26 protein-coding genes and 1 tRNA gene are annotated in these 25,796 nt (G+C 71.7%); 10 read left to right on the forward strand and 17 right to left on the reverse strand.

Features of this window, described 5'->3' with window-relative positions:
- The first annotated feature begins 208 nt into the window (after positions 1-208).
- Positions 209-928: a hypothetical protein gene (locus ABZX11_RS43595; protein WP_354924513.1), complete on the forward strand. Its 720-nt coding sequence runs from the start codon at positions 209-211 to the stop codon at positions 926-928.
- Positions 929-932: 4 nt separating this feature from the next.
- On the opposite strand, the gene ABZX11_RS43600 is transcribed toward ABZX11_RS43595, so the two are convergent.
- Positions 933-1,685, reverse strand: a complete 753-nt coding sequence (locus ABZX11_RS43600; RefSeq protein WP_354924515.1) for a metallophosphoesterase — start codon at positions 1,683-1,685, stop codon at positions 933-935.
- On the reverse strand, positions 1,682-2,308 hold the full coding sequence (locus ABZX11_RS43605) for a GntR family transcriptional regulator (protein WP_354924517.1): 627 nt from the start codon (positions 2,306-2,308) through the stop codon (positions 1,682-1,684). Before ABZX11_RS43605 ends, ABZX11_RS43600 begins: the two co-directional genes overlap by 4 nt.
- A gap of 46 nt (positions 2,309-2,354) precedes the next feature.
- Between ABZX11_RS43605 and ABZX11_RS43610 the strand changes: the two genes are divergently transcribed.
- Positions 2,355-3,524, forward strand: a complete 1,170-nt coding sequence (locus ABZX11_RS43610) for an aminotransferase class V-fold PLP-dependent enzyme (protein WP_354924519.1) — start codon at positions 2,355-2,357, stop codon at positions 3,522-3,524.
- Here ABZX11_RS43610 and ABZX11_RS43615 read toward each other — a convergent pair.
- Together ABZX11_RS43615 and ABZX11_RS43620 are read right to left on the reverse strand one after the other, a co-directional pair.
- On the reverse strand, positions 3,521-4,468 hold the full coding sequence (locus ABZX11_RS43615; protein ID WP_354924521.1) for an SDR family NAD(P)-dependent oxidoreductase: 948 nt from the start codon (positions 4,466-4,468) through the stop codon (positions 3,521-3,523). The genes ABZX11_RS43610 and ABZX11_RS43615 overlap by 4 nt on opposite strands.
- A 40-nt stretch (positions 4,469-4,508) precedes the next feature.
- On the reverse strand, positions 4,509-5,645 hold the full coding sequence (locus ABZX11_RS43620) for an acyl-CoA dehydrogenase family protein (RefSeq protein WP_354924523.1): 1,137 nt from the start codon (positions 5,643-5,645) through the stop codon (positions 4,509-4,511).
- A 62-nt stretch (positions 5,646-5,707) separates the two neighbouring features.
- Between ABZX11_RS43620 and ABZX11_RS43625 the strand changes: the two genes are divergently transcribed.
- The gene (locus ABZX11_RS43625) at positions 5,708-6,124 is read left to right on the forward strand and encodes a cupin domain-containing protein (RefSeq protein WP_354924525.1); all 417 of its coding nucleotides are present in this window, start codon (positions 5,708-5,710) and stop codon (positions 6,122-6,124) included.
- Here the strand turns inward: ABZX11_RS43625 and ABZX11_RS43630 are convergent.
- The gene (locus tag ABZX11_RS43630; RefSeq protein ID WP_354924527.1) at positions 6,121-6,585 is read right to left on the reverse strand and encodes a MarR family winged helix-turn-helix transcriptional regulator; all 465 of its coding nucleotides are present in this window, start codon (positions 6,583-6,585) and stop codon (positions 6,121-6,123) included. The genes ABZX11_RS43625 and ABZX11_RS43630 overlap by 4 nt on opposite strands.
- A gap of 125 nt (positions 6,586-6,710) precedes the next feature.
- Here ABZX11_RS43630 and ABZX11_RS43635 point away from each other — a divergent pair, with 125 nt between their 5' ends.
- The gene (locus tag ABZX11_RS43635; protein WP_354924529.1) at positions 6,711-7,205 is read left to right on the forward strand and encodes a carboxymuconolactone decarboxylase family protein; all 495 of its coding nucleotides are present in this window, start codon (positions 6,711-6,713) and stop codon (positions 7,203-7,205) included.
- A 41-nt stretch (positions 7,206-7,246) separates the two neighbouring features.
- Here ABZX11_RS43635 and ABZX11_RS43640 read toward each other — a convergent pair whose 3' ends face one another.
- Both ABZX11_RS43640 and ABZX11_RS43645 read right to left on the reverse strand, forming a co-directional pair.
- Positions 7,247-8,089 carry a hypothetical protein gene (locus tag ABZX11_RS43640; protein ID WP_354924531.1) on the reverse strand — a complete coding sequence of 281 codons (843 nt, stop codon included), beginning with the start codon at positions 8,087-8,089 and terminating at the stop codon, positions 7,247-7,249.
- A 175-nt stretch (positions 8,090-8,264) separates the two neighbouring features.
- Positions 8,265-8,846 carry a short chain dehydrogenase gene (locus ABZX11_RS43645; RefSeq protein ID WP_354924533.1) on the reverse strand — a complete coding sequence of 194 codons (582 nt, stop codon included), beginning with the start codon at positions 8,844-8,846 and terminating at the stop codon, positions 8,265-8,267.
- A gap of 124 nt (positions 8,847-8,970) precedes the next feature.
- Here ABZX11_RS43645 and ABZX11_RS43650 point away from each other — a divergent pair, with 124 nt between their 5' ends.
- On the forward strand, positions 8,971-10,416 hold the full coding sequence (locus tag ABZX11_RS43650) for an MFS transporter (protein ID WP_354924535.1): 1,446 nt from the start codon (positions 8,971-8,973) through the stop codon (positions 10,414-10,416).
- Here ABZX11_RS43650 and ABZX11_RS43655 read toward each other — a convergent pair.
- From ABZX11_RS43655 to ABZX11_RS43670, 4 genes are all read right to left on the reverse strand, one after another.
- Complete coding sequence (locus tag ABZX11_RS43655) at positions 10,403-10,831, reverse strand: hypothetical protein (protein ID WP_354924537.1); 429 nt, start codon at positions 10,829-10,831, stop codon at positions 10,403-10,405. The two genes, ABZX11_RS43650 and ABZX11_RS43655, sit on opposite strands and share 14 nt — an antisense overlap.
- Positions 10,832-10,902: 71 nt before the next feature.
- Positions 10,903-10,974 (reverse strand) — tRNA-Val (locus ABZX11_RS43660).
- A 40-nt stretch (positions 10,975-11,014) separates the two neighbouring features.
- Complete coding sequence (locus ABZX11_RS43665) at positions 11,015-11,476, reverse strand: peroxiredoxin (protein ID WP_176172017.1); 462 nt, start codon at positions 11,474-11,476, stop codon at positions 11,015-11,017.
- A 73-nt stretch (positions 11,477-11,549) separates the two neighbouring features.
- Positions 11,550-11,981 carry a DUF3052 domain-containing protein gene (locus ABZX11_RS43670; protein ID WP_003084504.1) on the reverse strand — a complete coding sequence of 144 codons (432 nt, stop codon included), beginning with the start codon at positions 11,979-11,981 and terminating at the stop codon, positions 11,550-11,552.
- 415 nt (positions 11,982-12,396) lie between these two features.
- Between ABZX11_RS43670 and aceE the strand changes: the two genes are divergently transcribed.
- Together aceE and ABZX11_RS43680 are read left to right on the forward strand one after the other, a co-directional pair.
- Complete coding sequence (gene aceE, locus ABZX11_RS43675; RefSeq protein WP_176172018.1) at positions 12,397-15,192, forward strand: pyruvate dehydrogenase (acetyl-transferring), homodimeric type; 2,796 nt, start codon at positions 12,397-12,399, stop codon at positions 15,190-15,192.
- Positions 15,193-15,266: 74 nt separating this feature from the next.
- Complete coding sequence (locus ABZX11_RS43680; protein WP_354924539.1) at positions 15,267-16,478, forward strand: alpha-hydroxy acid oxidase; 1,212 nt, start codon at positions 15,267-15,269, stop codon at positions 16,476-16,478.
- On the opposite strand, the gene ABZX11_RS43685 is transcribed toward ABZX11_RS43680, so the two are convergent.
- Positions 16,475-17,218: an SDR family oxidoreductase gene (locus ABZX11_RS43685; protein ID WP_354924541.1), complete on the reverse strand. Its 744-nt coding sequence runs from the start codon at positions 17,216-17,218 to the stop codon at positions 16,475-16,477. The two genes, ABZX11_RS43680 and ABZX11_RS43685, sit on opposite strands and share 4 nt — an antisense overlap.
- A gap of 83 nt (positions 17,219-17,301) precedes the next feature.
- Here ABZX11_RS43685 and ABZX11_RS43690 point away from each other — a divergent pair, with 83 nt between their 5' ends.
- Both ABZX11_RS43690 and ABZX11_RS43695 read left to right on the forward strand, forming a co-directional pair.
- Positions 17,302-17,895 carry a TetR/AcrR family transcriptional regulator gene (locus tag ABZX11_RS43690; protein ID WP_354924543.1) on the forward strand — a complete coding sequence of 198 codons (594 nt, stop codon included), beginning with the start codon at positions 17,302-17,304 and terminating at the stop codon, positions 17,893-17,895.
- Positions 17,896-18,005: 110 nt separating this feature from the next.
- Positions 18,006-19,616, forward strand: a complete 1,611-nt coding sequence (locus ABZX11_RS43695) for an L-lactate permease (RefSeq protein ID WP_354924545.1) — start codon at positions 18,006-18,008, stop codon at positions 19,614-19,616.
- Here the strand turns inward: ABZX11_RS43695 and ABZX11_RS43700 are convergent.
- The 5 genes from ABZX11_RS43700 to ABZX11_RS43720 all read right to left on the reverse strand — a co-directional run bounded on the left by ABZX11_RS43700 (position 19,597) and on the right by ABZX11_RS43720 (position 24,350).
- Positions 19,597-20,235 (reverse strand): nicotinamide mononucleotide transporter family protein, encoded by a 639-nt coding sequence (locus ABZX11_RS43700; protein WP_176172023.1) that lies wholly within the window; start codon positions 20,233-20,235, stop codon positions 19,597-19,599. The two genes, ABZX11_RS43695 and ABZX11_RS43700, sit on opposite strands and share 20 nt — an antisense overlap.
- A gap of 54 nt (positions 20,236-20,289) precedes the next feature.
- Positions 20,290-20,985: an MOSC domain-containing protein gene (locus ABZX11_RS43705; protein WP_354924547.1), complete on the reverse strand. Its 696-nt coding sequence runs from the start codon at positions 20,983-20,985 to the stop codon at positions 20,290-20,292.
- 202 nt (positions 20,986-21,187) lie between these two features.
- Positions 21,188-21,964 (reverse strand): hypothetical protein, encoded by a 777-nt coding sequence (locus ABZX11_RS43710; RefSeq protein WP_176172025.1) that lies wholly within the window; start codon positions 21,962-21,964, stop codon positions 21,188-21,190.
- Positions 21,965-22,224: 260 nt separating this feature from the next.
- Positions 22,225-23,418, reverse strand: coding sequence for an ABC transporter permease (locus tag ABZX11_RS43715; RefSeq protein WP_176177855.1), 1,194 nt, complete (start codon positions 23,416-23,418; stop codon positions 22,225-22,227).
- Positions 23,419-23,441: 23 nt separating this feature from the next.
- On the reverse strand, positions 23,442-24,350 hold the full coding sequence (locus ABZX11_RS43720; RefSeq protein WP_176172026.1) for an ATP-binding cassette domain-containing protein: 909 nt from the start codon (positions 24,348-24,350) through the stop codon (positions 23,442-23,444).
- A gap of 119 nt (positions 24,351-24,469) precedes the next feature.
- Here ABZX11_RS43720 and ABZX11_RS43725 point away from each other — a divergent pair, with 119 nt between their 5' ends.
- Positions 24,470-25,684, forward strand: coding sequence for a helix-turn-helix domain-containing protein (locus ABZX11_RS43725; protein WP_176172027.1), 1,215 nt, complete (start codon positions 24,470-24,472; stop codon positions 25,682-25,684).
- Positions 25,685-25,796: the final 112 nt, after the last annotated feature.

Consider the following 25,796-nt stretch of genomic DNA (forward strand, 5'->3'; position numbering starts at 1 on the left):
GTCCCTCCTACCTGGGGCGCGCCCCCCCCGGCCCCACGCCCCCCCCCGGCCCCCCCCCCCCCCCTGGCGCACCCCCCCCCGGGGGGCCCCCCCCCCACGAGTCGCGCCGGCGGGCCAAGCCGTTACAAAACCCGCCGTAACGTCTCCGCGGCCGCCCGCGTCTACGCCGGTGACAGCACCGCCCCGCCTCTGTCAGATCGGGATTCCCTTGATCAGCAACCGAAAGATCGTCTCCGCGCTGACCGCCGGGCTGCTGCTCACCGCCGGCTGCGGCGGCGTCGAGCAGGTCGCGAGCCCGGCGCCGGTCTCGACGACCGAAACGGCGGCGTCGACCACCGAGACGACTCCGACCAGCACGGCGGAGACCACGACCGAGACGCCCCCGACGGACACCTCGGAAACCACGACCACCGAAGAAGAAACGACCACTTCGGAGACCGAAGAGGCGTCACGGACGCCGACCGGCTCCTACGACGTCACGATTTCCGGCTCGGTCTCGGGCACCTCGTTCCGCCGGTCCGCCACCCTCCGCATCGTCGAGACGATCTCCTCGAGCGGCACCACGAACGACGTCAACCCGGTCGACGTCTGCCTGGTGTCCGGCAACCCGGCCGGGCGGCCGCAGCCGGGTGCGATCTGGTTCGGCTCGAACTCCGGCTGCGCCCCCGGCGCCGGCGCGGGGCACCTGGACCTGGCGACCGTCGAGGTGGACGGGGACACGGTCACCGTCGAGCCCGTCGAGAACATGGCCGCCACCGGCGGCAACGTCTTCACGTCGTCGTCGAGCATCGCGGCGTGCCCGTTCTTCCCGGTGTCGGGACGGCTGCGGGTGACCGCGGGCGGCGGCGTCTCCGGCCGCATCGAGGTCACCGGCTACGGCGGCGCGTTCTGCGGAAAGACGGTCTACAGCGCGAAGATCTCCGGCTGAGCCCTCAGAGCGGGACCACGCGGTGGTGGCTGGTCACCCGGCCGTCGTCGTGGAGCACGTGCAGCAGCAGGGACGGCGGGCGGTCGTACTCCAGCGGGCCGCCGTCGTCCCAGCCGCTGTCCCCGCCCGGCTCGATCGGGAGCAGCGAGCCCGAAACGACACCCGGCGCGATGCGCAGCGGCACACCGGCGAACGTCGTCGAGGCGCCCGTGTGCACGTGACCCGCCAGCAGCGCCTTCACCCGGGGATGCCGCTGCAGCACGGCCGCCAGCCGGTCCTCGCCGGACTGGCGGATCGCGTCCACCAGCGGGACGCCGACCTCGACCGGCGGGTGGTGGAACGCCACGAACGCGGGGCCGTCGCCGCCGGACAGGACGCCGTCGAGCCACGACAGGGTTTCGTCGGCGAGAAAACCCGCGCCGCGGCCCGGGATCGTCGAGTCGCAGAGGGCGAACAGCACGCCGCCGACCTCGTGGGCGAGGTCGATCGGGCCGTCGGACGCCGGGAGGTCGAGCAGGCCGGCGCGGAACGCCGCCCGGACGTCGTGGTTGCCGGGGCACACCAGGACCGGCGCCGGGTGCTTCAGCAGTTCGGCGGCGCGGGCGTACTCCTCGGCCGCGCCGTGGTCGGCGATGTCGCCGGTGACGACGACCGCGTCGACCGGCAGCCCGCCGAGGTGGTCCAGCACGGCCGCGACGCGGGCTTCCGCCCGTGCGCCGCCGTCGAGGTGCAGGTCGCTCAGGTGCGCGATGATCATCTTTCGTCCTTCCCCAGGTAGGCCAGGGCTTTCACCCAGTTGGCGACGAGCACCGAGGACGCGGTGGCGAGGTCGCCGTCACGCAGGGCCGCGGCGATGCGGCGGTGCTCGCCGATGCTCTCCCCGGCGTGGCCGTGCCGGGCGAAGTACGCCGATTCGTAGCGCTTGAGCAGGGGTTTCGTCTGCTCGATCAGCCGCAGCAGGTGCGGGTTCGGGCAGCGGGACAGCAGCAGGGCGTGCCACCGATCGTCCAAAGCGGACAGATCGGCGCCGTCCGCGGCCGCCATTTCGGCAGCGACGGCGTCGAGCGCGTCCGGCAGCCCGGCCAGCTCGAGCGGTGACGTCCAACGCAGCGCGAGGGCTTCGAGCTCGGCCACCAGCGGGTAGAGCCGGCGCGCCTCGTCCGGGTCGAACGGCGGCACCAGGAACCCGCGGCCGGGTGCGGAGACCAGCAGGCCGCGGTCGGCGAGCCCGATCAGGGCCTCCCGCAACGGCGTCCGGCTGACGCCCAGCTCGCGGGCCAGGTGTACCTCGTTGACCCGGGTGCCGGCCGCGAGCCGCCGGTCGAGCACGCGGGCGGTGATCTGCTCGATGAGGTCGCTGCGCAACGGGGTGCGGGCCATGCCGGGCAGTATTGCATACAATAGTCATCTACTGTATTCAGTTGGTATGAGCATCGACGTCGAACGCGCGCGCCGCGAGACCCCCGGCTGCGCCGAGGTGGTCCACTTCAACAACGCGGGCGCGGCGCTGCCCCCGGCCGTCGTGACCGACACCGTCGTCGAGTACCTGCGGCACGAAGCGCTGACCGGCGGCTACGAAGCAGCCGCCGAAGCCGCCGACCGCCTGGCCGCGGTGTACACCTCGGTGGCCCGGCTGCTCGGTGCCGGAGCCGACGACATCGCGCTCACCGACAACGCCACCCGCTCGTGGCAGGCGGTGTTCTACGCGCTGCCGTTCGGCCGCGGGGACCGGATCCTGACCTCGCGGGCGGAATACGCCAGCAACGCGATCGCGTTCCTGCAGGTCGCCCGGCGCACCGGCGCGGTGGTCGAGGTGATCGGCGACGACGAGTCGGGGCAACTCGACGTCGAGGAGCTGCGGCGGCGCGTCGACGGCGACGTCAAGCTGATCGCGGTCAGCCACGTGCCGACCCAGGGCGGCCTGGTGAACCCGGCCGAGGAGATCGGCGCGGTCGCCGAGGCGGCAGGCATCCCGTTCCTGCTGGACGCCTGCCAGTCGGCGGGCCAGCTCGACCTCGACGTCACCCGCCTGAAGTGCGACGCGCTGTCGGGGACCGGCCGCAAGTACCTGCGCGGCCCGCGCGGCACCGGTTTCCTGTACGTGCACCCGCGGCTGCGCGAGCGGCTGGAGCCGGCGATGCTCGACCTGCACTCGGCGAGCTGGGAATCGCCGACGGAGTACGTCGTCGACCCGACGGCCAAGCGCTTCGAGGTGTGGGAGCGCGACTTCGCCGCGGTGCTCGGCCTCGGCGCGGCCGTCGACTACGCCCTCGGGTGGGGCCTGCCGGCGATCGAGTCCCGCGTCGCCTCGCTGGCGGCGACGCTGCGGGACCGGCTGACCGAAGCGGGCGCCCGGGTCCACGACGCCGGAGCGCGCAAGTGCGGCCTGGTCACCTTCAGCGTCGACGGCACCCCGGCGGCGGAGGTCAAGGCCCGGCTGGCGGAGGCGAACATCAACACGTCGCTGTCGACGCGCACCTCCGCGCAGTACGACTTCACCGCCCGCGCCCTGCCGGACCTGGTGCGGGCGTCGGTGCACTACTACAACACCGAGGAGGAGATCGACCTGCTGGTGCGGCAGGTGGAGAAGCTCTAGAAGGCGTTCACGCCGGTCAGCTCGGCGGACACCGACCAGAGCCGTTCGGCGAGGACGGGGTCGATCGCGTAGTCCTTCACGCCGGTGCGCGTGCCGTCGGCCGGTGCGGGTTCGGCGATGTCACAGTCCTCGAGGTACACCCCGCCGAGGCCGTCGAGCTGCGGCGACGTCGCCGCCCAGACCTGGGTGGCGGCGCCCTGCTCGGGTGTCTTCGCCCCGCCGGTGACCCGGCCGGCCTCGTCGAGCATGCCCGCGTCGACGAGCTCCTGCCGGTCCAGGTGACGCACGAGGTCGGTGAGGATCCGGCCGGGGTGCAGGGCGAACGCGCGGACGCCGGACTCGCGCGCGAGCGTGTCGAGGTGCACGGCGAACAGCACGTTCGCGGTCTTCGCCTGGCTGTAGGCGAGCCACTTGTCGTAGCCCTGCTCGAAGTTCAGGTCGTCGAACCGCACCGGGCCGTAGTGGTGGCCGCGCGAAGACACCGAGACCACGCGTGCCCCGGGCGTGAAGGCCGGCCACAACCGGTTGACCAGCGCGAAGTGCCCGAGGTGGTTGGTGGCGAACTGCGCCTCCCAGCCCGGCCCGACGCGGGTCTCGGGCAGCGCCATGATGCCCGCGCTGCCGATGAAGACGTCGATGCGGCGGTCCGAAGCCAGGAACCGCTCGGCGAACGCGCGGACGCTCTCGAGGTCACCGAGGTCGAGTTCGCCGATCTCGACGTTTTCCAGGCCCTGCAACGCTTCTTCGGCGGTCGCGCGGCGGCGGGCCGGGACGACGACGTGCGCGCCCGCGGCCGTCAGCGCTCGCGTGGTTTCCAGGCCGATGCCGGAGTAGCCGCCGGTGACGATCGCGAGCTTGCCGGTCAGGTCGACGCCGGCCAGGACCTCGGCCGCCGTGGTGGTGGCGCCGAACCCCGAGCCGATCTTGTGCTGTGCGGTGGTCATGCCACCGACGCTATGACCTGGAGTGCGCTCCAGCGCAAGTTCAGCCCTTCAGCAGCTGCCGGGCGATCACCAGCTTCTGGATCTCGCTGGTCCCTTCGTAGATCCGGAACAGCCGCGCGTCGCGGTAGATCCGCTCGACCGTCACCCCGCGGACGTACCCCGTGCCGCCGTGGACCTGCACCGCGCGGTCGGCGACCCGGCCGAGCATCTCCGTGCAGAACAGCTTCGCCGACGACGGCCCGAGCTTGCGGTCCTCGCCCGAGTCGTACTTCGCGGCGGCTTCGTGGACCATCGCGCGGCCGGCCGCCAGCTCGGCGTGCGACTCCGCCAGCAGCGCCTGCACCAGCTGGTACTCGCCGATCACCCGGCCGCCCTGGCGCGCGGTCCGCGCGTATTCGACGGCTTCGGCGAGCGCCCGTTCGGCCAGGCCGACGCAGAGCGCCGCGATGTGCAGTCGGCCGCGGGCCAGTGACGCCATCGCGATGCCGAAGCCCTTGCCCTCCACGCCGACCAGCGCGTCGGCGGCCAGCTCGACGTCGTCGAAGACCACTTCCGCCGTCCACGCGCCGGCCTGGCCCATCTTGGCGTCGTGCGGGCCGACGGTGACGCCGGGCGCGCCGGCGGGCACCAGGAACGCGGAAATGCCGTGGCTGCCGGTGCTTTCCGGGCCGGTACGCGCGAACGTGACGAACACTTCGGCGAGCGGCGCGTTGGTGATGAACCGCTTGGTGCCCGAGAGCCGGTAGCGATCGCCGTCGCGGACCGCGCGGCTGGTCAGGCCGCCCGGGTCCGAGCCCGCTTCGGCTTCGGTGAGCGCGAACGACGCGATCGACCGGCCGGCGGCCAGCCGCGGCAGCCAGCGGGTGCGCTGGTCCGGCGTCCCGTGGTGGACGATCGCCTGGCCGGCGATGCCGTTGTTGGTGCCGAAGAGGGACCGGAAGGCCGGTGTCGTCCAGCCGAGTTCGATCGCGAGCCGGACGTCCTCGGCCATGCCGAGCCCGAGCCCGCCGTACTCCTCCGGCAGCGCCCAGCCGAACAACCCGAGCTCGGCGGCCTTTTCCCGGATTTCGGCGGGGATTTCGTCCCGTGCGTCGATCTCAGCCTCGCGCGGCACGACCTCCTTGCGCACGAACTCCCGCACCGCGCCGAGAACCTGCTCGAAAACGTCCGCGTCCATGGGCGGCACGGTACCCGGATCTCTGCCCCCGAGGGCACGCCCGGACGCGGTAGCTTGGGCCGATGCGCAAGCCGATCACCGTTGTCGCCGCCGCCACGCTCGCCGCGGTCCTGCTGCCCGCCACCGCCTCGGCCACGCCCGGCAGCGGCGTCGCCGGCACGATCCTGGCCCAGAAGACCATCGGGCAGACGGATTACACGCTCCGCGAGATCACGATCCAGCCGGGAGGTTACACGGGCTGGCACTTCCACGACGGGACGTTGTACGCGTACGTGAAGGCGGGAACGCTGACGCACAACCTGGCCGACTGCAGTGTCGACGGGGTCTTCGGTGCTGGGCGCGCGTTCACCGAGAAGCCGGACCAGGTGCACATCGGCCGGAACCTGGGGGCGACGCCGCTGGTGCTGGAGGTGCTGTACGTGCTGCCGAAGGGGAGCCCGCTTTCGGAGGATGCCCCCAACCCGGGCTGCGACTTCTAGCTCGCCAGCCACCCGGCCGCGTCCAGCCGGTACGCCGCCGGGCCCACGACCGCGCGCAAATCGTTCTCCAGTGCGGCAATCCGTTCCGCACCGACCACCCGCGCCCACTCCGCGCGCAGCTCGTCGAAGATCTCCGCCGACTTCCGCAACGCGTCGACGCCGTGCTCCGTCAGCCGGACGATCTTGCGGCGGGCGTCCGCCGGGTCGTCCGCGCGCTCGGCGTACCCCAGCGCCTCGAGGCGCTCGACCGTCTTCCCCGCCGCCTGCTTGGACACGCCCAAGCGGCGGCCGATCTCCGAGGCCGTCGCCCCCTGGACCCCGACCGCCTGCATCGCGAAGCCGTACGACGGCCGGACGTGCGGGTGACCTCGGCGGGCGAGCTCGGCGTGGAGGCGGTCGATGAGCGTGCGGAAGCCGCCGAAGAGCAGGAAGGGCAGCTCGTACCCCGGCGTGTCGGTCATGGCGCCTTGCCAAACTCGACAACCAGGTTTACGGTTTCGACAACCACGTTGTCGATCCTACGTCTGGAGACGCCTTGTTCGCCGATCACACCCCGGAGTCTGCACCCCCCGCCGCCCGTCCCGCGATGGCGGCCACCGCGAAGAAGTTCGGGCGCGTTCCGGCCGCCGTTGCGCGGCTGGCGACGTCACCGGAGCTGCTGAACGGATTCCTCAAGCTCAGCGCGATCTTCGAGGCCACCACCCTGACCGCGCTGGAACGCGAAGTGCTGATCATGACCGTGGCCGCACGCAACGAGTGCCACCTCTGCGTGGCCATGCACACGGCCACGCTGACCCGCCTGGACGCGCCGGCGGAACTGGTGGCGGCGCTGCGGGCGAAGGCCCCGCTGCCGGAGCCGCGGCTGGAGGCGCTGCGCGTCTTCGTCCACGCGGTGATGGACACCCGCGGCGAGGCGCCGCCCGAAGCGCTGGAGGCGTTCACCGGCGCCGGTTACAGCCGGCGCAATGCCTTGGAGGTGGTGCTGGGAATCGGGACGTACACGCTGTCGACGTACGCGAACCGGCTCACCCGCGCCCCGCTCGCCGACGTCTTCGCCGAGCACGCCTGGCACGCGGCCTGAGGCCGTGGGGCCGCCGCGGAGGCGGCCCCACGGCCGGGAACTCAGCCCTTCGCCAAGGTGACGACCGTGGTGTTGTCGACCGAGACGTTGGTGTTGTAGTTCGGGTCGAGCGCGGTCGCCTGGGTGACGACCTCGGCCTGGCCCTTCTGGAACGGCGTGGTGCCCGCCGGGACCACGGTCGCCTGCCACGGCACCGCCGCGCCCGGCGTGCACGCCACCTGCGCCGAGTAGTTGCCGCGGATGATGACGTTGCGCTTGACCTGCGTCGCGGTCCCGCTCAGGGTGACCGCGGCCGGGCCGGTGCACTCGACGGTTCCGTGCAGGTACGCGTTGCCGTTGAGCGTGCTGGCGGTGCCGTCGGTGGCCACCTTGAGCCCGATCCCGAGTTCCGCCGGCGCCGGAGGGTTCGCGATGTGCACCTCACCGCGCGCGGCGGCCGTGCCGCCTTCGCAGTGCTGCTCGTAGGTGGCGTCGAGCGTCTGGACGTACCCGTGCGGCCCGAAGACGACGTTCTGGACGGTGAACGTCCCGGTCGAGGTGTTGCACCCCCGGCCGTTGCCGCTCAGGTCCAGCCCCGGCGCGTTCGCACCCTGGAACGGCCACCGGGTCGCCCCGTCGTAGGTGCCGGCGGTCAGGCCCGTGCCGCTGGGTGCGGCCAGGTCGAGCGACCACCAGTCGCTGTTGAAGCCGCTGACGCTGACGGCGATGTGGTTGTGGTCCTCGGTCGCGTTGACCGTGAGCCGGTCCTTCGCGTCCGTGGAGTAGGCGTAGGTGCCGCCCCCGCTGATCCAGTCGCCCGGATCACCGCTGAACGACAGCGATCCGGAGGCGACGGCCTGCGCCTGCGCCGGCACCGTCCCCACGAGCAAGGCGAACACGGGCACCGCGACAACGGCGGCGGCTCGCTGCAAAAACCCTGAACCCTTCACAGGTTCCCCCTCGGGTGAGTTGGTCACTTGCCGTCCAGCCTGTCGGCCACCATCGACCACCCGTTACGGGTTTTTGCTTTTCGCACAGGAAGATAGGGGTTCCGTGCGCGGATTTTGACAAAGATCCCGGTCAGCGGGGCACGACGGTGCGGCCGTTCGCGTCGCCTTCGACGAGGGCGCGGTAGGCCTCGGCGACCACGGCCACGGGTGTCCCCCGGCGGCCGTCCTCGCCCATCGCCTCGAGGGTCTCGCTGATCCAGCCGGGGCTCACGACGTTGATCCGCGGGCCTGCCGGCAATTCGGCGGCGGCCGACCGGACGAAGGCCTCGAGCCCGGCGTTGACGAGCGCGCCGAGCCCGCTGCCCGGGATCGGCTCGGTGAACGTCCCGCCGGTGAGCGTGACCGAGCCCGCGGCGGGCAGGTGCCGCACGGCGCGCCGGGCGAGCGCGACCTGGCCGAGCAGCTTGCCCCGCAGGTCGTCGAGCACCTGCCCGTCGGTCAGCTCGGCGAGCGGGCGCAGCGGGACGTTGGCGGCGCAGCACACGACGGCGTCCGGGGCGGTCCCGAAGAGCGCGTCGAGCGACGCGGGGTCGGCCAGGTCCGCGGCGAGAGGGGAAGTCCGGGAGACGGGCACGACCTCGTGGCGCGGTTCGAGGGCGGCGGTCACGGCTCGGCCGACGAGCCCGGTGGCGCCCAGCAGGAGGATCTTCACGTCCCGACGCTAACGGCCACGGCAACCGCGTTTCGGCACACGCGAAAAATCCCCCGCACCCGTGTCCGGTCCGCCGCGCCGGCTCCGACCCCTGGGCAAACAGCCCCACGGACAAGGAGCGGACATGGAGAAGCCGGCCGGACGGCGGGAGTGGCTGGGACTGGCGGTGCTCGTGCTGCCCACCCTGCTCGTCGCGATGGACATGACGTCGCTGTTCCTCGCGTTGCCGCAGCTCAGCGCGGATCTCGGGGCCAGTGGCACCGAGCAGCTGTGGATCACCGACAGCTACGGCTTCGTCGTCGCCGGGTTCGTCATCACCATGGGGACCCTCGGCGACCGGATCGGACGGCGGCGGCTGCTGCTCGCCGGGGGTGGGGCCTTCGGGCTGCTGTCGATCGTCGCCGCGTTCTCGACCGGGCCGGTCATGCTCATCCTCGTGCGCGGGGCGCTCGGCGTGGCCGGGGCGACGCTGATGCCGTCGACGCTCGCCCTGATCACCAGCATGTTCCGCGACGACGAGCAGCGTGGGCGGGCCGTCTCGATCTGGGCCACCTGCCAGTTCGCCGGCGGTGCGGCCGGCCCGGTGTTCGCCGGTTTCCTGCTGCAGCACTTCTCCTGGGGCTCGGTATTCCTGGTCGCCGTCCCGGCGGTGGTCGTGCTGCTCGTCGCGGGCCCGTTCCTGCTGCCGGAGTTCCGCGCGCCGGCGTCCGGGCGGCTGGACCTGCCCGGCGTGGCGCTCTCGCTGACCGCCGTGCTGCTCATCGTGTTCGGCCTCAAGCAGCTGGCCACCGGCTCGCTGCTGCTGCCGCTCGCCGCGATCGCCACCGGGACGCTGCTGGGCACCGTCTTCACCCGCCGCCAGCTGACCACGGCGGCGCCGCTGCTGGACCTGCGGCTGTTCCGGAACCGCCCGTTCACCGCGGTGCTGGTGGCGCTGGTGTTCGCCGGGGTCGCGATGGCCGGCGTCGGCCTGCTGGTGACGCAGTACCTGCAGAGTGTCCTCGGTCACTCCCCGCTCGTCTCGGCCCTGCTGTTCGCGCCGATGGGCCTCGGCGTGGCCGCGGGCACGATGACGGCGCCGTCCCTGACCCGGTTCACGACCCCGGCCACGGCGATCGCGGGCGGCCTGGCCGTGTCGGCGGCGGGCGGCCTCCTGCTGGCGGTCACCGACGGCCTGGTGCCGGTCGTGCTCGGCATCACGGTGCTGACGCTGGGCACGGGCCCGCTGTTCGCGCTGGGCATCGGCCTGGTGCTGGGCGCGGTCCCGCCGGAGCGCGCGGGCTCGGCGGCGTCGATGGCCGACACCGGCAACTACCTGGGCGGCTCGCTGGGCCTGGCCCTGATCGGCCTGACGGCATCGGCGGTGTACCGCGGCGCGTTCCCGGCGGGGACGACGCTCGCGGTCGACGTCACCCGGCCCGAGGTGGCCGAGCAGGCGAAGGCGGCGTTCACGACGGCGCTGAACGTGACGGGCGTGATCGCGGCAGTGCTGTTCGCCGGGCTGGCCATGCTGGTCACGACGATGCGCCGCACCGCGGCGGCCGCCCCCGAGCCGGTCACGGCGGCGTGAGCTCGCCCGCCTGGAAGTGCCAGACGACCAGCGCCGGCGCCCCCGCGTTGACGGCATAGGCCGCTTCGGGCACCAGGCCGGCCAGGCTCCACGGCCACAGCTCCCACGGTCCCACTGGCCCGAAGGTGGCCGACGGATCGGCTCGTGCCGGCCGCTCACCGGCCGGTACGAGCGGTTCCTCGCAGCGCCGCAGCTGCAGCCCGGCCGCGAGCGCGGCCCGCAGATAGTCCCCGATCGGGTGGCGGTAGCTGCTCAGCCGCCCGGGTCGCCCGTCCGTACACCGCACGGGCGGGATCGCGGCCGGTCCCGCACGCAGCATCGAGGGCAACCCACGGCCGAACTCTCCGGTGAATGCCCGCAGCAACGCCATGCTTTCGAGTCCGAGCAGATAGGCGCGCGGATCTTCGTGGATCACCCGGCGGAGGCTAGTGACACACGCCGGGGGCGGGCCGGCGGATTACGCCCCCCGGAGGGGCGCCGACCAGGTGGGCGCAGCAGGGTTCGAACCTGCGACCGCTCGGGTGTAAGCCGAGTGCTCTTCCGCTGAGCTATGCGCCCGCGGCCGACGGTCCCGAGACGGAGACCGCCGGCCGGAAGATCAAACCAGTTCGGCGACGGCCTTCTTCCAGCCCTGCTGGTCGCGGGCCTCGCCCGGGGCGTTGACCTCGGCGAACCGGACCACGCCGGACGTGTCGATCAGGAACGTCCCGCGCACCGCCAAGCCGGCGTCGGAGTTGAAGACGCCGTAAGCGCGAGCCACCTCGCCGTGCGGCCAGAAGTCGGACAGCAGCGGGAACTGGTAGCCCTCCTTCTCGGCCCACGCCTTCAGCGAAAACGGCGTGTCGACCGAGACGCCCAGTACCTGGACGCCCTTGTTGTCGTAGTCCGCGAACTCGTCGCGGAGCTGGCACAGCTCGCCCGTGCAGATGCCGCTGAACGCGAACGGGTAGAAGACCAGCAGCACCGGCTTGTCACCGCGGAACGACGACAGCTGGACCGGCTGCTTGTTGTAGTCGTTGAGCGTGAAGTCAGGGGCCTCAGAACCGACCTCGACGGTCATACCAGCGTTTCCTCTCCCGAACGGACACGTGCCTGCGACGACAACCCTATCGTGTCCGTCCGGCGGGACCGGCTCAGCGCTGCTTCGACTTCGACTTCGGCGACACCAGGCGGGTGCCGATCCAGTTCGGGCCGACACTGATGTTGGCGGTCTGGGCCAGGCCGACGGCGGGCACCGCTTCGGCGATCTCACTCGGCTCGACGTGCCCGGGCTGTCCCGTCTTGGGGGTCAGTACCCAGATCACACCCGTCTCCTCCAGGGGGCCCCTGGCGTCGATGAGCGCGTCGCCCAGGTCGCCGTCGTCCTCGCGCCACCAGAGCAGCACCACGTCGATGACCTCGTCGGCGTCCTCGTCGAGGATGTCCCCGCCGATCTGCTCCTCGATCGCCGCGCGGACGTCGTCGTCGACGTCCTCGTCCCAGCCGATCTCCTGGACCACCATCTCGGGCTTGATGCCGAGCCTCTCGGCGACGCTGCTCTGATCAGCGTCTCCCGCGGCGACCACTGCTTTCACTCCTCCAACTACGACGGAGCGTGGCGCCGGCGCACCCTCGATGGGTACACCTGGGCCACACTCGGCTACCCGGTTGCCGATAGCGAACACTGGTGAGGCTCCGCGCGCAACCGTCCACACCGGATCTTTGACAACTCGTGTCGCAGGATACGGCCCGCCACCGGGCCTCCGCGACGGCGTTTCGGGTGCTCGGAGACCCCGGTCTGCCACCCCGGGAAGGGTCGTCCCCTAGGGTGGGAGAGAAAAAACGCGCGCGCGATACACCGCGCGCTGGGAGTGGCTCGACCGGGTCGGCTCATGTTACCGCCAAGTAGCGGTGCGGAAGCCGGGACGGAAGACGACGATGGAGAGTCGTACACCCCCGCGTACGAGCAGCACCGGCTACAACTTTTCGCAAGGAGACCCCTTGGCCCCGCAGAACGACGGCGCCTCCGGCAAGGAGACCCCGGCACGCGTACGCGTCATCCGTGACGGACTGGCGGCGCACCTGCCCGACATCGACCCGGAGGAGACCGCCGAGTGGCTGGACTCCTTCGACGAGGCTCTGGCGAGGGGCGGGCAGCAGCGCGCCCGGTACCTGATGCTGCGGATCCTCGAGCGGGCCCGGGAGCGGAACGTCGGCGTCCCGGCCCTGACCTCGACGGACTACGTCAACACGATCCCCACCGAGAACGAGCCGTGGTTCCCCGGCGACGAGGACATCGAGCGCCGCTACCGCGCCTGGATCCGCTGGAACGCGGCGATCATGGTGCACCGCGCGCAGCGTCCCGGCGTGGGCGTCGGCGGCCACATCTCGACCTACGCCTCGTCGGCCGCGCTCTACGAGGTGGGCTTCAACCACTTCTTCCGCGGCAAGGACCACTCCGGCGGCGGCGACCAGATCTTCATCCAGGGCCACGCCTCCCCCGGCATCTACGCCCGCGCGTTCCTCGAGGGCCGGCTCAGCGAGTCGCAGCTCGACGGCTTCCGCCAGGAGTACAGCCACGCCGGCGAGGGCGGCGGCCTGCCGTCGTACCCGCACCCGCGGCTGATGCCGGAGTTCTGGGAGAACCCGACGGTGTCGATGGGCCTCGGCCCGATGAACGCCATCTACCAGGCCCGGTTCAACCGCTACCTGCGCGACCGCGGCATCAAGAACACCGACGACCAGCACGTCTGGGCGTTCCTCGGCGACGGCGAGATGGACGAGGCCGAGTCCCGCGGCCTGATCCATGTGGCGGCAGGCGAGGGCCTCGACAACCTGACCTTCGTGATCAACTGCAACCTGCAGCGGCTCGACGGCCCGGTGCGCGGCAACGGCAAGATCATCCAGGAGCTGGAGTCCTACTTCCGCGGCGCCGGCTGGAACGTCATCAAGGTCATCTGGGGCCGCGAGTGGGACTCGCTGCTGCACGCCGACCGCGACGGCGCGCTGGTCAACCTGATGAACGTCACCCCGGACGGTGACTACCAGACGTACAAGGCCAACGACGGCGCCTTCGTCCGCGAGCACTTCTTCGGCCGCGACCCGCGGACGAAGGACCTGGTCAAGGACCTCTCCGACGCCGACATCTGGAACCTCAAGCGCGGCGGCCACGACTACCGCAAGGTGTACGCGGCGTACAAGTCGGCGCTGGAGCACCACGGCCAGCCGACGGTGATCCTGGCCCACACGATCAAGGGCTACGGCCTGGGCCCGGCGTTCGAGGGCCGCAACGCCACGCACCAGATGAAGAAGCTCACCCTCGACGACCTGAAGCTGTTCCGCGACTCGCAGCGGATCCCGATCAGCGACGAGGAGCTCGAGCGCAACCCGAAGCTGCCGCCGTACTACCACCCGGGCGCGAACTCGCCCGAGATCGAGTACATGATCGGCCGCCGCAAGGCGCTCGGCGGCTTCCTGCCGGAACGCCGTCCCAAGGCCGCCAAGGCGCTGGTGCTGCCCGGCGACAAGGTCTACGAGGGCATCCGGAAGGGCTCCGGCAAGCAGGAGGTCGCCACCACGATGGCGTTCGTCCGGCTGGTCCGCGAGCTGGCGAAGGACTCCGAGATCGGCAAGCGGGTCGTCCCGATCATCCCGGACGAGGCCCGCACCTTCGGCCTCGACTCGATGTTCCCGACGGCGAAGATCTACAACCCGCACGGCCAGACGTACACGTCGGTCGACGCGAGCCTGATGCTGGCCTACAAGGAGTCCGAGAAGGGCCAGCTGCTGCACGAGGGCATCAACGAGGCCGGCTCGACCGCGTCGTTCACCGCCGTCGGCACGTCGTACGCGACGCACGGCGAGCCGATGATCCCGATCTACATCTTCTACTCGATGTTCGGGTTCCAGCGGACCGGTGACGGCCTGTACGCCGCCGCCGACCAGATGGCCCGCGGGTTCGTCCTCGGCGCCACCGCCGGCCGGACCACCCTGACGGGTGAGGGTCTGCAGCACGCGGACGGGCACTCGCTGCTGCTGGCGGCGACCAACCCGGCCGCGGTGGCCTACGACCCGGCGTGGTCGTTCGAGATCGCGCACATCGTCAAGGACGGCCTGCGCCGGATGTACGGCGAGAGCGGCCCGGACGGCAACGGCGAGAACGTCTTCTACTACATGACGATCTACAACGAGCCGTACCAGCAGCCCGCCGAGCCGGAGAACCTCGACGTCGACGGCCTGCTCAAGGGCCTCTACAAGTACGCCGACGCCCCCGCGGGCGAGGGGCCGGAGGTGCAGATCCTGGTCTCGGGCGTCACGATGCCGGACGCGCTCAAGGCGCAGAAGATGCTGGCCGAGGAGTGGGGCGTGCGGGCCGCGGTGTGGTCGGCGACGTCGTGGACCGAGCTGCGGCGCGAGGCCGTCGAGATCGACCACGACAACCTGCTCTACCCGGGCAGCGAGCCGCGCGTGCCGTACGTCACCGAGGCGCTCTCACGCGCGAACGGGCCGGTCGTGGCGGTGTCGGACTGGATGCGCGCGGTGCCGGACCTGATCCGCCCGTACGTCCCGACCGACATGCTCACCCTCGGCACGGACGGGTTCGGCTTCTCCGACACCCGGCCGGCGGCGCGGCGGAAGTTCCTGATCGACGCCGAGTCGATCACCGTCGGCGCGCTGTCGATCCTGGCCAAGCGCGGCGAGGTCGACCAGGCGAAGGTGCTGGAGGCGGCCACGAAGTACCGGCTCGACGACATCGCGGCCGCCGGGCCGCAGACGTCGGATTCCGGGAACGCGTGATCTGCTGCTAGGTTCGGGACCCGGCAGACATCCGATGTCTGCCGGGTCCCGTGGCACGTAGGGAGTGATGAAGGTTGACGAAACGCCGGTTGCCGAAGCCGAGTGAGCTGCAGCAGATCCTGCGGCCGAAGCCGATCGTGCTGAACCCGACGGACCGGCGGCTGGCGAACGCGCACACCGTCGCCGACCTGCGGATGATCGCCCGCAAGCGCACCCCGCGGGCGGCGTTCGACTACACCGACGGCGCGGCCGAGCTCGAAGACAGCCTGCTCCGCGCCCGGCAGGCGTACCGGCGCGTCGAATTCCACCCGAACGTGCTGCGCGGGGTGTCCGATGTGGACACCACCCGCGAGATCCTCGGCAAGACGTCGGCGCTGCCGTTCGCCTTCGCCCCCACCGGGTTCACCCGCATGATGCAGCACGAGGGCGAGCGCGCGGTGGCCCGCGTGGCCGAGCGCAACGGCATCCCGGTCGGGCTCTCGACCATGGCGACGACCTCGATCGAGGACCTCGCCGAAGCCGCGCCGGACGCGCGCAAGTGGTTCCAGCTCTACGTCTGGCGCGACCACGGCGCCGGCGAAGATCTGATGAATCGGGCGTGGGCCGCGGGCTACGACACGCTCATGCTGACCGTGGACACCCCGGTCGGCGGCGCCCGCCTGCGTGACGTCCGCAACGGCCTGACCATCCCGCCCGCCCTCACGCTCAAGACGTTCCTCGACGGCGCGACGCACCCGGCGTGGTGGTTCAACCTGCTCACCACCGAGCCGCTCGAGTTCGCCTCGCTCAACCACTTCGGCGGCACGGTCGCGGAGCTGCTGAACAAGCTCTTCGACCCGACGCTGAACTTCGACGACCTCGACTGGGTCCGGCAGACCTGGCCGGGGAAGCTCGTGGTCAAGGGCGTGCAGAACGTCGACGACGCCCGCGACGTCGTGAAGCACGGCGCGGACGCGGTGCTGATCTCCAACCACGGCGGCCGCCAGCTCGACCGCGCGCCGACACCGCTGGAGCTGCTCCCGGCGGTGCTGGACGAGGTCCAGGGCGAAGCGGAGGTCTGGATCGACACGGGCATCCTCTCCGGCGGCGACATCGTGGCGGCGATCGCCCGCGGCGCGGACGCCGTGCTGATCGGCCGCGCGTTCCTGTACGGCCTGATGGCCGGCGGCGAGCGCGGTGTCCAGCGGTGCGTCGACATCCTGCGGACGGAGATGGTCCGCACGATGCAGCTGCTCGGCGTCCGGACCCTGAAGGACCTGACGCCGAGCCACGCCACCCTGCGTTAAACCTGCGCCTGGCCGCCGTCGACGAAGAACTCGACGCCGTTGACGAAGCTCGCCTCGTCGGTGGCCAGGAACAGCGCAGCGGCCGCGATCTCCGCCGGGTCACCGAGCCTGCCCAGCGGGACCGCCTCCGCCATGCGCTCCACCATCGCCTGCTCCGCGCCGGGTTCGGCCAGGCCGAGCAGGCCGGGGGTGAGCGTCGGTCCCGGGCTCAAGACGTTCACGCGCACGCCGCGGCCCTGCAGGTCGAGCGCCCAGGTGCGGGCGAAGTTGCGGACGGCGGCCTTCGTCGAGGCGTAGACGCTCATCCCCGGCGCCACCCGGGTCGACGTCGTCGACCCGGTGATGATGACCGACGCCTTCTCGTTGAGCAGCGGCAGCGCCTTCTGCACGGTGAACAGCACGCCCTTGACGTTCGTGCCGAAGGTGCGGTCGAACTGCTCCTCGGTGATCTCGCCGAGCGGGGCGTTGACGCCGCCGCCGGAGTTGGCCACCACGACGTCCAGGCCGCGGCCGCGTTCGGCGATCGCGCGGTAGACCTCGTCCAGGTCGGCGAGGTTCGCGGAATCGGCGCGGATCGCCTGCACCGAGCCGCCGATCTCGGCGACGGCGTCGTCGAGGACCTCCTTGCGCCGCCCGGTGATGACGACGTGCGCGCCTTCGGCCGCGAACCGCTTCGCGATCCCCAGCCCGATGCCGGTCCCGGCGCCGGTCACGAGCGCGGTCTTGTTCGCCAGCTTCATGCTGCCCTCCCGAATTCTTGACTGTCTCGTCCAGAACGTACGCCGTTCTGGACGAGACAGTCAAGAATGCCTATCCTGGAGCCATGGCGAGACCCCGCAGCTTCGACGAGAGCGCGGTCCTGCGCACGGCGCGGGACCGGTTCTGGTCGACCGGCTACGCGGGCACGAAGATCGACGACATCGCCGCCGCGACCGGCCTCGGCAAAGGCAGCCTCTACGGCGCCTTCGGCGACAAGCACGCCCTCTTCGTGCGGATCTTCGACGACCACTGCACCGCCGCGATCGAAGGCGCGCGCCGCAAGCTCGAGGGCCCCGATGGCGAGGCCTACCAGCGGCTCCGCGACTACGTCCTGGCCGACGCCGAGGCCGTCGTCGCGGACGACATCCACCGGGGCTGCCTCATCGCGAAAGCCGCGGCCGAGTGCGCGGAGCACGACACCGAGATCGCGAACCGCGCCCGCGCGGCGTTCCGCGAACTGAACGGGCTGCTGACGGCCTGCGTCGCGGGGGCCCAGCGCGCGGGGGACATCGCCGACGACCACGACCCGGCCCGCCTGGCCGGACTCCTGCTGGCGACCATGCGCGGCATCGAAGCACTCGGCAAGGGCGGCTGCGACCAGGCCGACCTGCGCGGCATCGCCGAGACCGCCCTCGCGGTGCTGCCGGTCAAGCGTTGACGGATTGGGCCAACCGGTCTCAACTTCTTGACGGACCGCCTGGTTTGTGACGAAGATCTCGGGCACCCGCCGAAAGGCCGTTTTCGCATCGTGGAAAACGGAGGTTGCCCGTGTTCGTGCAGGATCTCACTCCGCTGGGCTCGCTGGGCCTGTCCGCGCTGGTGGCCGTCCTCCCGCTGGCCACCGTCCTCGTCCTCCTCGGCGCCGTCCGGATGCGGGCGCACCACGCCGCCCTGATCGGGCTGCTCGTCGCGCTCGTCGTCGGCGTGGCCGCGTACGGGATGCCGGTCGTGCAGGCCGTTTCGGGCGCGCTGCAGGGTGCCGCGTTCGGGCTGTGGCCGATCATGTGGATCGTCGTCAACGCGCTGTGGATCTACCGGCTCACCGTGCGGACCGGGCACTTCGACGTGCTGCGCCGGTCGTTCGGCCGGATCTCCGACGACCCGCGGATCCAGGCGCTGATCATCGCGTTCTGCTTCGGCGCGCTCATGGAGGCGCTCGCCGGGTTCGGGGCGCCGGTCGCGATCAGCGCCGTGATGCTGGTGGCCGTCGGCTTCCACCCGGTCAAGGCCGCCGTCGTCGCGCTGGTCGCCAACACCGCGCCGGTCGCCTTCGGCGCCATGGGCACCCCGGTCGTCACCCTCGCCCAGGTCACCGGCCTGCCAATGCAGGAGGTCTCGTCGATCGTCGGGCGGCAGACGCCGCTGCTCGCGCTGGTCGTCCCGCTGCTGCTGGTGATCATCGTCGACGGCAGACGCGGCCTGAAGGACACCTGGCTGCCAGCGCTGGTCTGCGGGGTCGCGTTCGGGCTCGTGCAGTTCCTCGCGTCGAACTTCGTGTCCCCGCAGCTGGCCGACATCGGCGCGGCGCTCGCCGGCGCGGCCGCGCTGGTCGCCCTCCCCCAGACCCGCCGCCCGGTGCCCGAGGCGGTCCGGATCGGCACCGGCGGGACGGCGACGGCCGAAGCGCCGCCGGAAGACTCCCGCGACGACGTCGTCAAGGCGTACCTGCCGTACCTGCTCATCATCGTGATCTTTTCGATCGCCGTGCTGCCGCCGGTCAAGCGGCTGCTGGACAAAGCGACCTGGAAGTTCCACTGGCCCGGGCTGAACGTCGTGGCGCCGAACGGGAAACCGGTGTCCGGCAACACGTTCTCGCTGCCGATCCTCAACACCGGCGGCACGCTGGTGCTGCTGGCGGGGGTGATCACGGCGGCGCTGCTGGCGGTGCGGGCGAGCGGCGCGGCGAGCGAGTGGCTGGCCACGGTGAAGGAACTGCGGTTCGCGATCCTCACCGTGACCGGCGTGCTCGCGCTGGCCTACGTGATGAACCTGTCCGGCCAGACGTCCACGATCGGCACGTTCATCGCCGCCGCGGGCGCCGGCCTGGCGTTCCTTTCGCCGGTGCTGGGCTGGTTCGGCGTCGCCGTCTCAGGGTCCGACACCTCGGCCAACGCGCTGTTCGGCGCCCTGCAGGTGACGGCGGCACACCAGACGGGCCTGCCGGCGGACCTGCTGGCCGCGGCGAACAGCTCCGGCGGCGTGCTCGGCAAGATGGTCTCGCCGCAGAACCTCACGATCGCCTGCGTCGCGGCGAACCTGCCCGGCGAGGAGGGGAAGCTGCTGCGGAAGGTGCTGCCGTGGAGCGTCGGGCTGCTGCTGGTGATGTGCCTGATCGTGTGGGGTCAGAGCACCGCGGCGCTCAGCTGGATGCTGCCGTGACCCCGGGCCGGGCGGCGACGCGCTGGGCGGAGCGGTTCCAGCTCCACCAGCCGTGCACGACGAGCCCGGCGAAGACGATGTAGATCGCGGCGGAGAAGTAGAGCCCGGAGGAGATCTGCAGCGGGACGCCGATCGCGTCGACGGCCAGCCAGACCAGCCAGAACTCGACCAGCCCGAGGCCCTGCGCCCCGAAGGCGACCAGGGTGCCGACGAAGATGGCGGCGTCCGGCCAGGGCGCCCACGACGCGTGCAGCGCGTCGAGGACCAGCGCCATCACGGTGGTGCCGACGGCGAAGGCGGCGAGCATGGCCAGCCGTTCGGCGAGCCGGCCCTTGCGCACGACGACGCCGAACACGGGGTCCTGGCGGCGAGTCCAGGCCCACCAGCCGTAGACGGAGATGGCGAGGATGGCGACCTGCCGCGCGGCGAGCCCGCCGAGGTGCGCGGAGACGTAGACGGCGAACAGCAGCACGGTCGCACCGACCTGCACCGGCCACGTCCACAGGGTGCGACGCTGCGCGAGGAACACGACGGCGAGCGCGAACACCTGCCCGGCGAGCTCCGCGATCGAAATCCACTGACCGAGCACGGTGATCCCGTGGTGCAGCAGGAAGTCCACGTGACGCCCCTTTCGTCCTACCGCTCCCAACATGCTCCGGACGGGGTGAATTCCCTAGGGAGTGTGAGGGGCGAGACATCCCACGGAGTGGACGTCGCCGAGGTGCAGCGTGCCGCCGCGCACGACCCGCGCGTGCACGCCGAGCGTCGTGCCGGTGATCGCCTTCAGCAGCCCCGGCGCCGCCGGGAGCTCCTCCCAGGGCAGGTCGACCATCACGCAGCGGACGGCCTTGCCGACGACCTCCAGCTCGACCGCACCGATCCGGAGGCGCTCCCCCACCCAGGCGTCTTCGGCGAGTTCCGGCGCCGGGCCGGTGTCGAGCAGGATGTTGGGCCGCAGCCGCCGCGCGTCGATCTCGGCCACGCGGGCCCGCTCGGCGAGCCAGGCCAGCGACGACGTCGTCACCAGGTGGACGGCCGCCTCGTCGTGGTGCGGGACGTCCGCTTCCTTCGTCAGTTCGACGCCGGGGCGGCCGAGAGCGGCCGCGATGTCGGCGTCGCCCCGCGCGGTGCGCCCGTCCGGCAGGGTCACCGCCGGGACGTCCCCGGTGTAGCGCGCGGCGAAGGTGTTGAGGCCGGGCATCCGCCGGAAGCGGCGGGTGTTCTTGCCGCTGCCGAGCTTGCCGTCGGGGTCGCGGACGGCGTAGAGGCGATCGCCCTCGAAGCCGCGCTCGCCGACCACCGCGGCGGCCAGCGGCTCGCCTGCCATCGACTTCACCGGATAGCGCCACAGCGCCGCGACGACCCCCATGCCCGCGAGCTTAACGGCGCGGCGCGGCTGCGGACCGCACGCCTGGGTCTGCCTGCACACCGAAACTGCCCTGCACCGGCGGCGGCTTGTCGTGCCGCAGGGCCCGAGCCGCGGGAGCAACCCCGCGCATCGAAGGCCCCCGGGCACAGCGCGGGCCCGGCGGCTTCCCCGACCGCCGGGCCCGCACCAGCTCACCGCCCGCTCAGCCCTGCGGGCGCGGCGTGCCCACCGGCGACGTCGGCGTGCTGTCCACGCCGACCGCCGCACGCGGGGCCGACGGGCCCGTGCCCATCTCGCCCGTGCGCTGGGCCGGGGTCTCCAGCTGGTGCTCCATGTTCGCCAGCCAGCCGCGCCAGCGGTCCTGGGCCGGCTTGATCAGGCCGCCGCCGAAGCCGACCACGATCACGCCGCCGATCGTGGCCAGTACCGCGATCAGGACCGGGCCCGTGATCGCCGTCGCGATGTTCACCTGGCCGAGGGCGGCGATGATGCCGAACGCCATGATCAGCCAGTAGGCCGCCATCGACAGCGGCCGGGCCGCCCCGCGGCCGGACAGCGCGGACGCGACGACGTCCCGGACCACCTTCGCGATCGCCGCGGCCACCACGACGAGCACCAGCGCCACCACGATCCGCGGCAGGAACGCGATGATGTCGTTGAGCAGCTGGCTCACCGGGTTGGTCGGCCCGAACACGCCGAACGCCAGCTGCAGCGCGATCAGCAGAATGAAGTAGTAGACCAATTTGACCAGGATCCCGGTCGCGTCGATCTTCTGCTGCCCGACCTTTCCGCTCAGCCCGGTGCGCTCGACCAGTTTCCCGAATCCGGCTTTCCCGAGCACGAGCGCCAGCCCTTTCGAGACGGCTTTCGCGATCAACCAGCCGATCAGCAGGATGATCAGGAATCCCACGAGTTTCGGGACGAACGTGGCCACCATCGCCCACGCCTGCCCGAGCCCGTCCTTCAGTTGCTCGCCCATACGACTCCCTTCACGGATTTGCACCGGATCGTCGGTCAAGTACCCAGGGGCGGCAACTCGTGCGCCCCACGATCGAGTGAGACGACTGGCGCGCGAAGATCACCCGTGGCCATACTGGTTGTACCGGTGGGGACCGGGGAGACGAGGCCGTCCGGCGCAGCGTAAACCGCAAGCGCCGGGCGGCCTCGAGCATTTGCCGCAAAACCGGCACGAATCCGGCCCCCGGGGGCGCCGGGGGCCGGATGAACCGCGGGAAAACTTCAGGCGGCGCGCAGGGCGTCGCGCAGCTTCACTTTTGCGCCGGTGCGCATGACCGCGTTCCGGTAGATCCGCGCGGCGAGCCAGATCAAGCCCGGAATCAGCAGCACCACGAGCCCCACCGACACCACGGCTTCCCAAACGGGCACCCCGCCCATCGCCAGCCGCATCGGCATCAGCGTCGGCGAAAACACCGGGATCACCGAAAGCACCTCGACGAACGTGTTGCCCGGGTCCGACGGCAGCACGGAAATGCCGATCACGTACCCGGCGATCACGAACATCAGCGCCGGCATGGTCGCGCCGCCGACGTCTTCCTGGCGGGACACCAGCGCCCCGAGCGCGGCGAACACGATCGAGTACATGAAGAACCCGAGCAGGTACCACACGACCAGCCAGACGACCGTGCCCACGGCCGCCGAGACGGAGATGGTGAGCACGCCCGTGGCCAGCCCGGTGGCCACCCCGCCGACGCCGATCACGAGCATCTGGATCAGCCCGACCACGCCGATGCCGAGCACCTTGCCCGCCATCAGCTGCCACGGCTTGATCGTCGACAGCAGCAGCTCGACCACCCGCGACGTCTTCTCCTCGACGACGCCCTGCGCGACGCTCTGGCCGTTGAGCAGCAGCGACATGTAGATCAGGATGCCGGCGATGATGCCGAGGACCAGCTGCTGGCCGTTGTAGTCGTAGGGCTGCTCCAGCGGCGGGTCCTCGACGAACTTCGCGGACGCGATCGCCGCCTGGAACCGGGCCGGGTCCCCGCCCAGCGCGGTGACCTGCTGGTTCACCGCCACCTGCTGGGACACCAGCTGCAGGACGTTCGCGAGCTTGCCGTCGAGGTCCTTCTTCACCTGGACGTGCACGCTCTTGCCGTCGCCGGTGAGCAGCGCGTCGAGCGAGCCGTCGGCCAGCTTCGCGCGCCCGGCGGCCTCGTCGGCGACCTGGACGGTGTCGATCTTCTCGTCGACGGCCTGGCCGCCGGCCTTCAGCGGCGCGGCGAGCGGCGCGGTGGCCGGGGTGTAGCCGACGGTCGAGTCCGCGCCGCCGCTCCCGGTGATCAGCTTGATCACCAGGATGCCGACCACGATCAGCAGCAGCATGATCACCGTGCCGACGCGGAAGGCCTTCGACTTCACGCGGGTGCTGATCTCGCGGGAGGCGACCAGGCCCACCGCCGCCATCGGGCTCATCCGCACGTCCGGAACCGGGGTGCTCACGCGGGGACCTCCTCGGTCGTGACGACGGAACGGAACAGTTCGGTCAGCGACGGCTGCTCGCGGGCGAACTCGCGGACCGGGCCGGTGGCCAGCGCCGCCTTGAGCACGGCCTGGTCGTCGGCGCCCTCGCCGAGTTCGAGCTCGGTCACCGAGCCCGTCCGGCCGAGCACCTTGACGCCGGGCAGGCCGTCGGCCCACCCGTCCTCGGCGTCGGGGACGTCGACCCGCAGCCGCACCGCGCCGCCTGCGCGCAGCTCGTCGACCGTGCCCCGGGCCACCATCTGTCCACTGCGGACGATCCCGACCCGGTCGCAGAGCCGCTCCACCAGATCCAGCTGGTGGCTGGAGAACACGACCGGCACCCCCTCGGCCGCCTTCTCCTTGAGCACCTGGCTCATCACGTCGACGGCGACCGGGTCGAGGCCGGAGAACGGCTCGTCGAGCACCAGGATGCGCGGCTCGTGCACCAGCGCCGCGGCCAGCTGGACACGCTGCTGGTTGCCCAGCGACAGCTTCTGCACCTCGTCGTCGCGGCGGGCGGCGACCCCGAGCCGCTCGGTCCACTTGTCGGCCGACGCCTGCGCGTCGGCGGCGGGCATCCCGTGCAGCCGCGCGAGGTAGGTCAGCTGCTCGGCCACCTTCATCTTCGGGTAGAGGCCGCGTTCTTCGGGCATGTAGCCGATGTGGCGGCGCGTTTCGTGCGTCACCGGCGTGCCGCCGTAGCGGACTTCGCCGGCGTCGGCGGACAGCACCCCGAGCGCGATCCGCATGGTCGTGGTCTTGCCGGCGCCGTTGCTGCCGACGAAGCCGAACAGTTCGCCCGGCCGGACGTCGAACGTCATTTCGCGCAGGGCGACCACGTCGCCGTAGCGTTTGGATATCCCGTCGATCTCCAAACCGGTCATTTCCGGTTCCCCCGTTCTCGTGTGGCCCCGATCCTAGGCAGTGCGTACACGCGCCGCCTACCCTCGCGCGTTGCCGCGAAGGGCTACCAAAGTTGCGGGCACGTAGGATCGCGGGCGCCATGGATGGAACCACCGCCCCGCGCCGGGTGCCGAAGCACCACGGACTGTCCGCGAAGACGCTCCGGCGGCTGGAGCACGCGTCCGGCAGCCTGGCGAGTGCGAGCATCGCGGTGATGGAGCGGCGGCTGACCTGGTTCGCCCGCCTGCCCGCCGACCAGCGCGCGAGCGTCCTGCTGATCACCCAGGCCGGAGCCGCCGGCTTCGTCGACTGGCTGCGGGACTCCAAAGGGGCACTGCAGCTGACGACCGAGGCGTTCCGCGACGCGCCGGCCGAGCTGTCGCGGTGGATCAGCCTGCGCCAGGCCGTCGCCATGGTGCGGCTGGCCATCGAGGTGTTCGAGGAGCAGCTGCCGGAGTTCGCGGCGAACGAAGCCGAACGCGCCGCGTTGATCGAGGGAATCCTGCGCTACGGCCGGGAAATCGCCTTCGCGGCGGCGAACTCCTACGCGGCCGCGGCGGAAGCGCGCGGCGCCTGGGACGCCCGGCTGGAGGCACTGGTCGTCGACGGCATCGTCCGCGGCGACGCCGAGGAGTCGGTGCTCTCGCGCGCCACCGCACTCGGCTGGGATCCCTCCGCCGCCGCCACGGTGCTCGTCGGCAACCCGCCGTCGGAGGACCCGCCGACGGTGGTGTTCGAGGTCCGCAGCCGCGCGGCCCGCGTCGGCCGCCCGGTGCTGCTGTCGGTGCAGGGCTCCCGGCTGGTGGTCGTGGTCGGCGGCCCGACCGACGGCGGCGTGAAGGAGCGGGAGATCCTGACCCGGATGTCGGTGGCGTTCGCCGAGGGCCCGGTGGTGGCCGGCCCGACGGTACCGACGCTGGCGGAGGCGCACCACAGCGCGACCGAGGCGTTGTCGGGGTTGCGGGCGGTGGTCGGCTGGCCGGGCGCGCCCCGGCCGGTCCGGTCGGCGGACCTGCTGCCCGAGCGCGCGCTGTCGGGCGACGCGGAGGCCGAGCGCCTGCTGGTGGACAAGATCGCGCGGCCGCTGGAAGAGGCGGGGCCGACGCTGCAGCGCACGGTGGAGGCGTACCTCGAGAGCGGCGGGGTGCTCGAGACGTGCGCGAAGACGCTGTTCGTCCACCCGAACACGGTCCGGTACCGGCTGCGGAAGGCGGCGGACCTGACCGGGTGCCAGGCGACGGACCCGCGGGACGCGCTGGTGCTGCGGATCGCGCTGACGGTGGGACGGCTGGCGAGGGCCCGCGGCCTCTGGTGACCCCGGCGGCACGGGCCACGAGCCGGGCGGGGTGCGCGCACGTTCATCCTCGCCACAACCGGCCGCCGGACCGGCCTGCACCCGCGCCCCCACCCCGCGGGACCGAGCCTTG

Origin of the sequence: Amycolatopsis sp. NPDC004169 (assembly GCF_040610315.1) — a bacterium.
Classification (GTDB): domain Bacteria; phylum Actinomycetota; class Actinomycetes; order Mycobacteriales; family Pseudonocardiaceae; genus Amycolatopsis.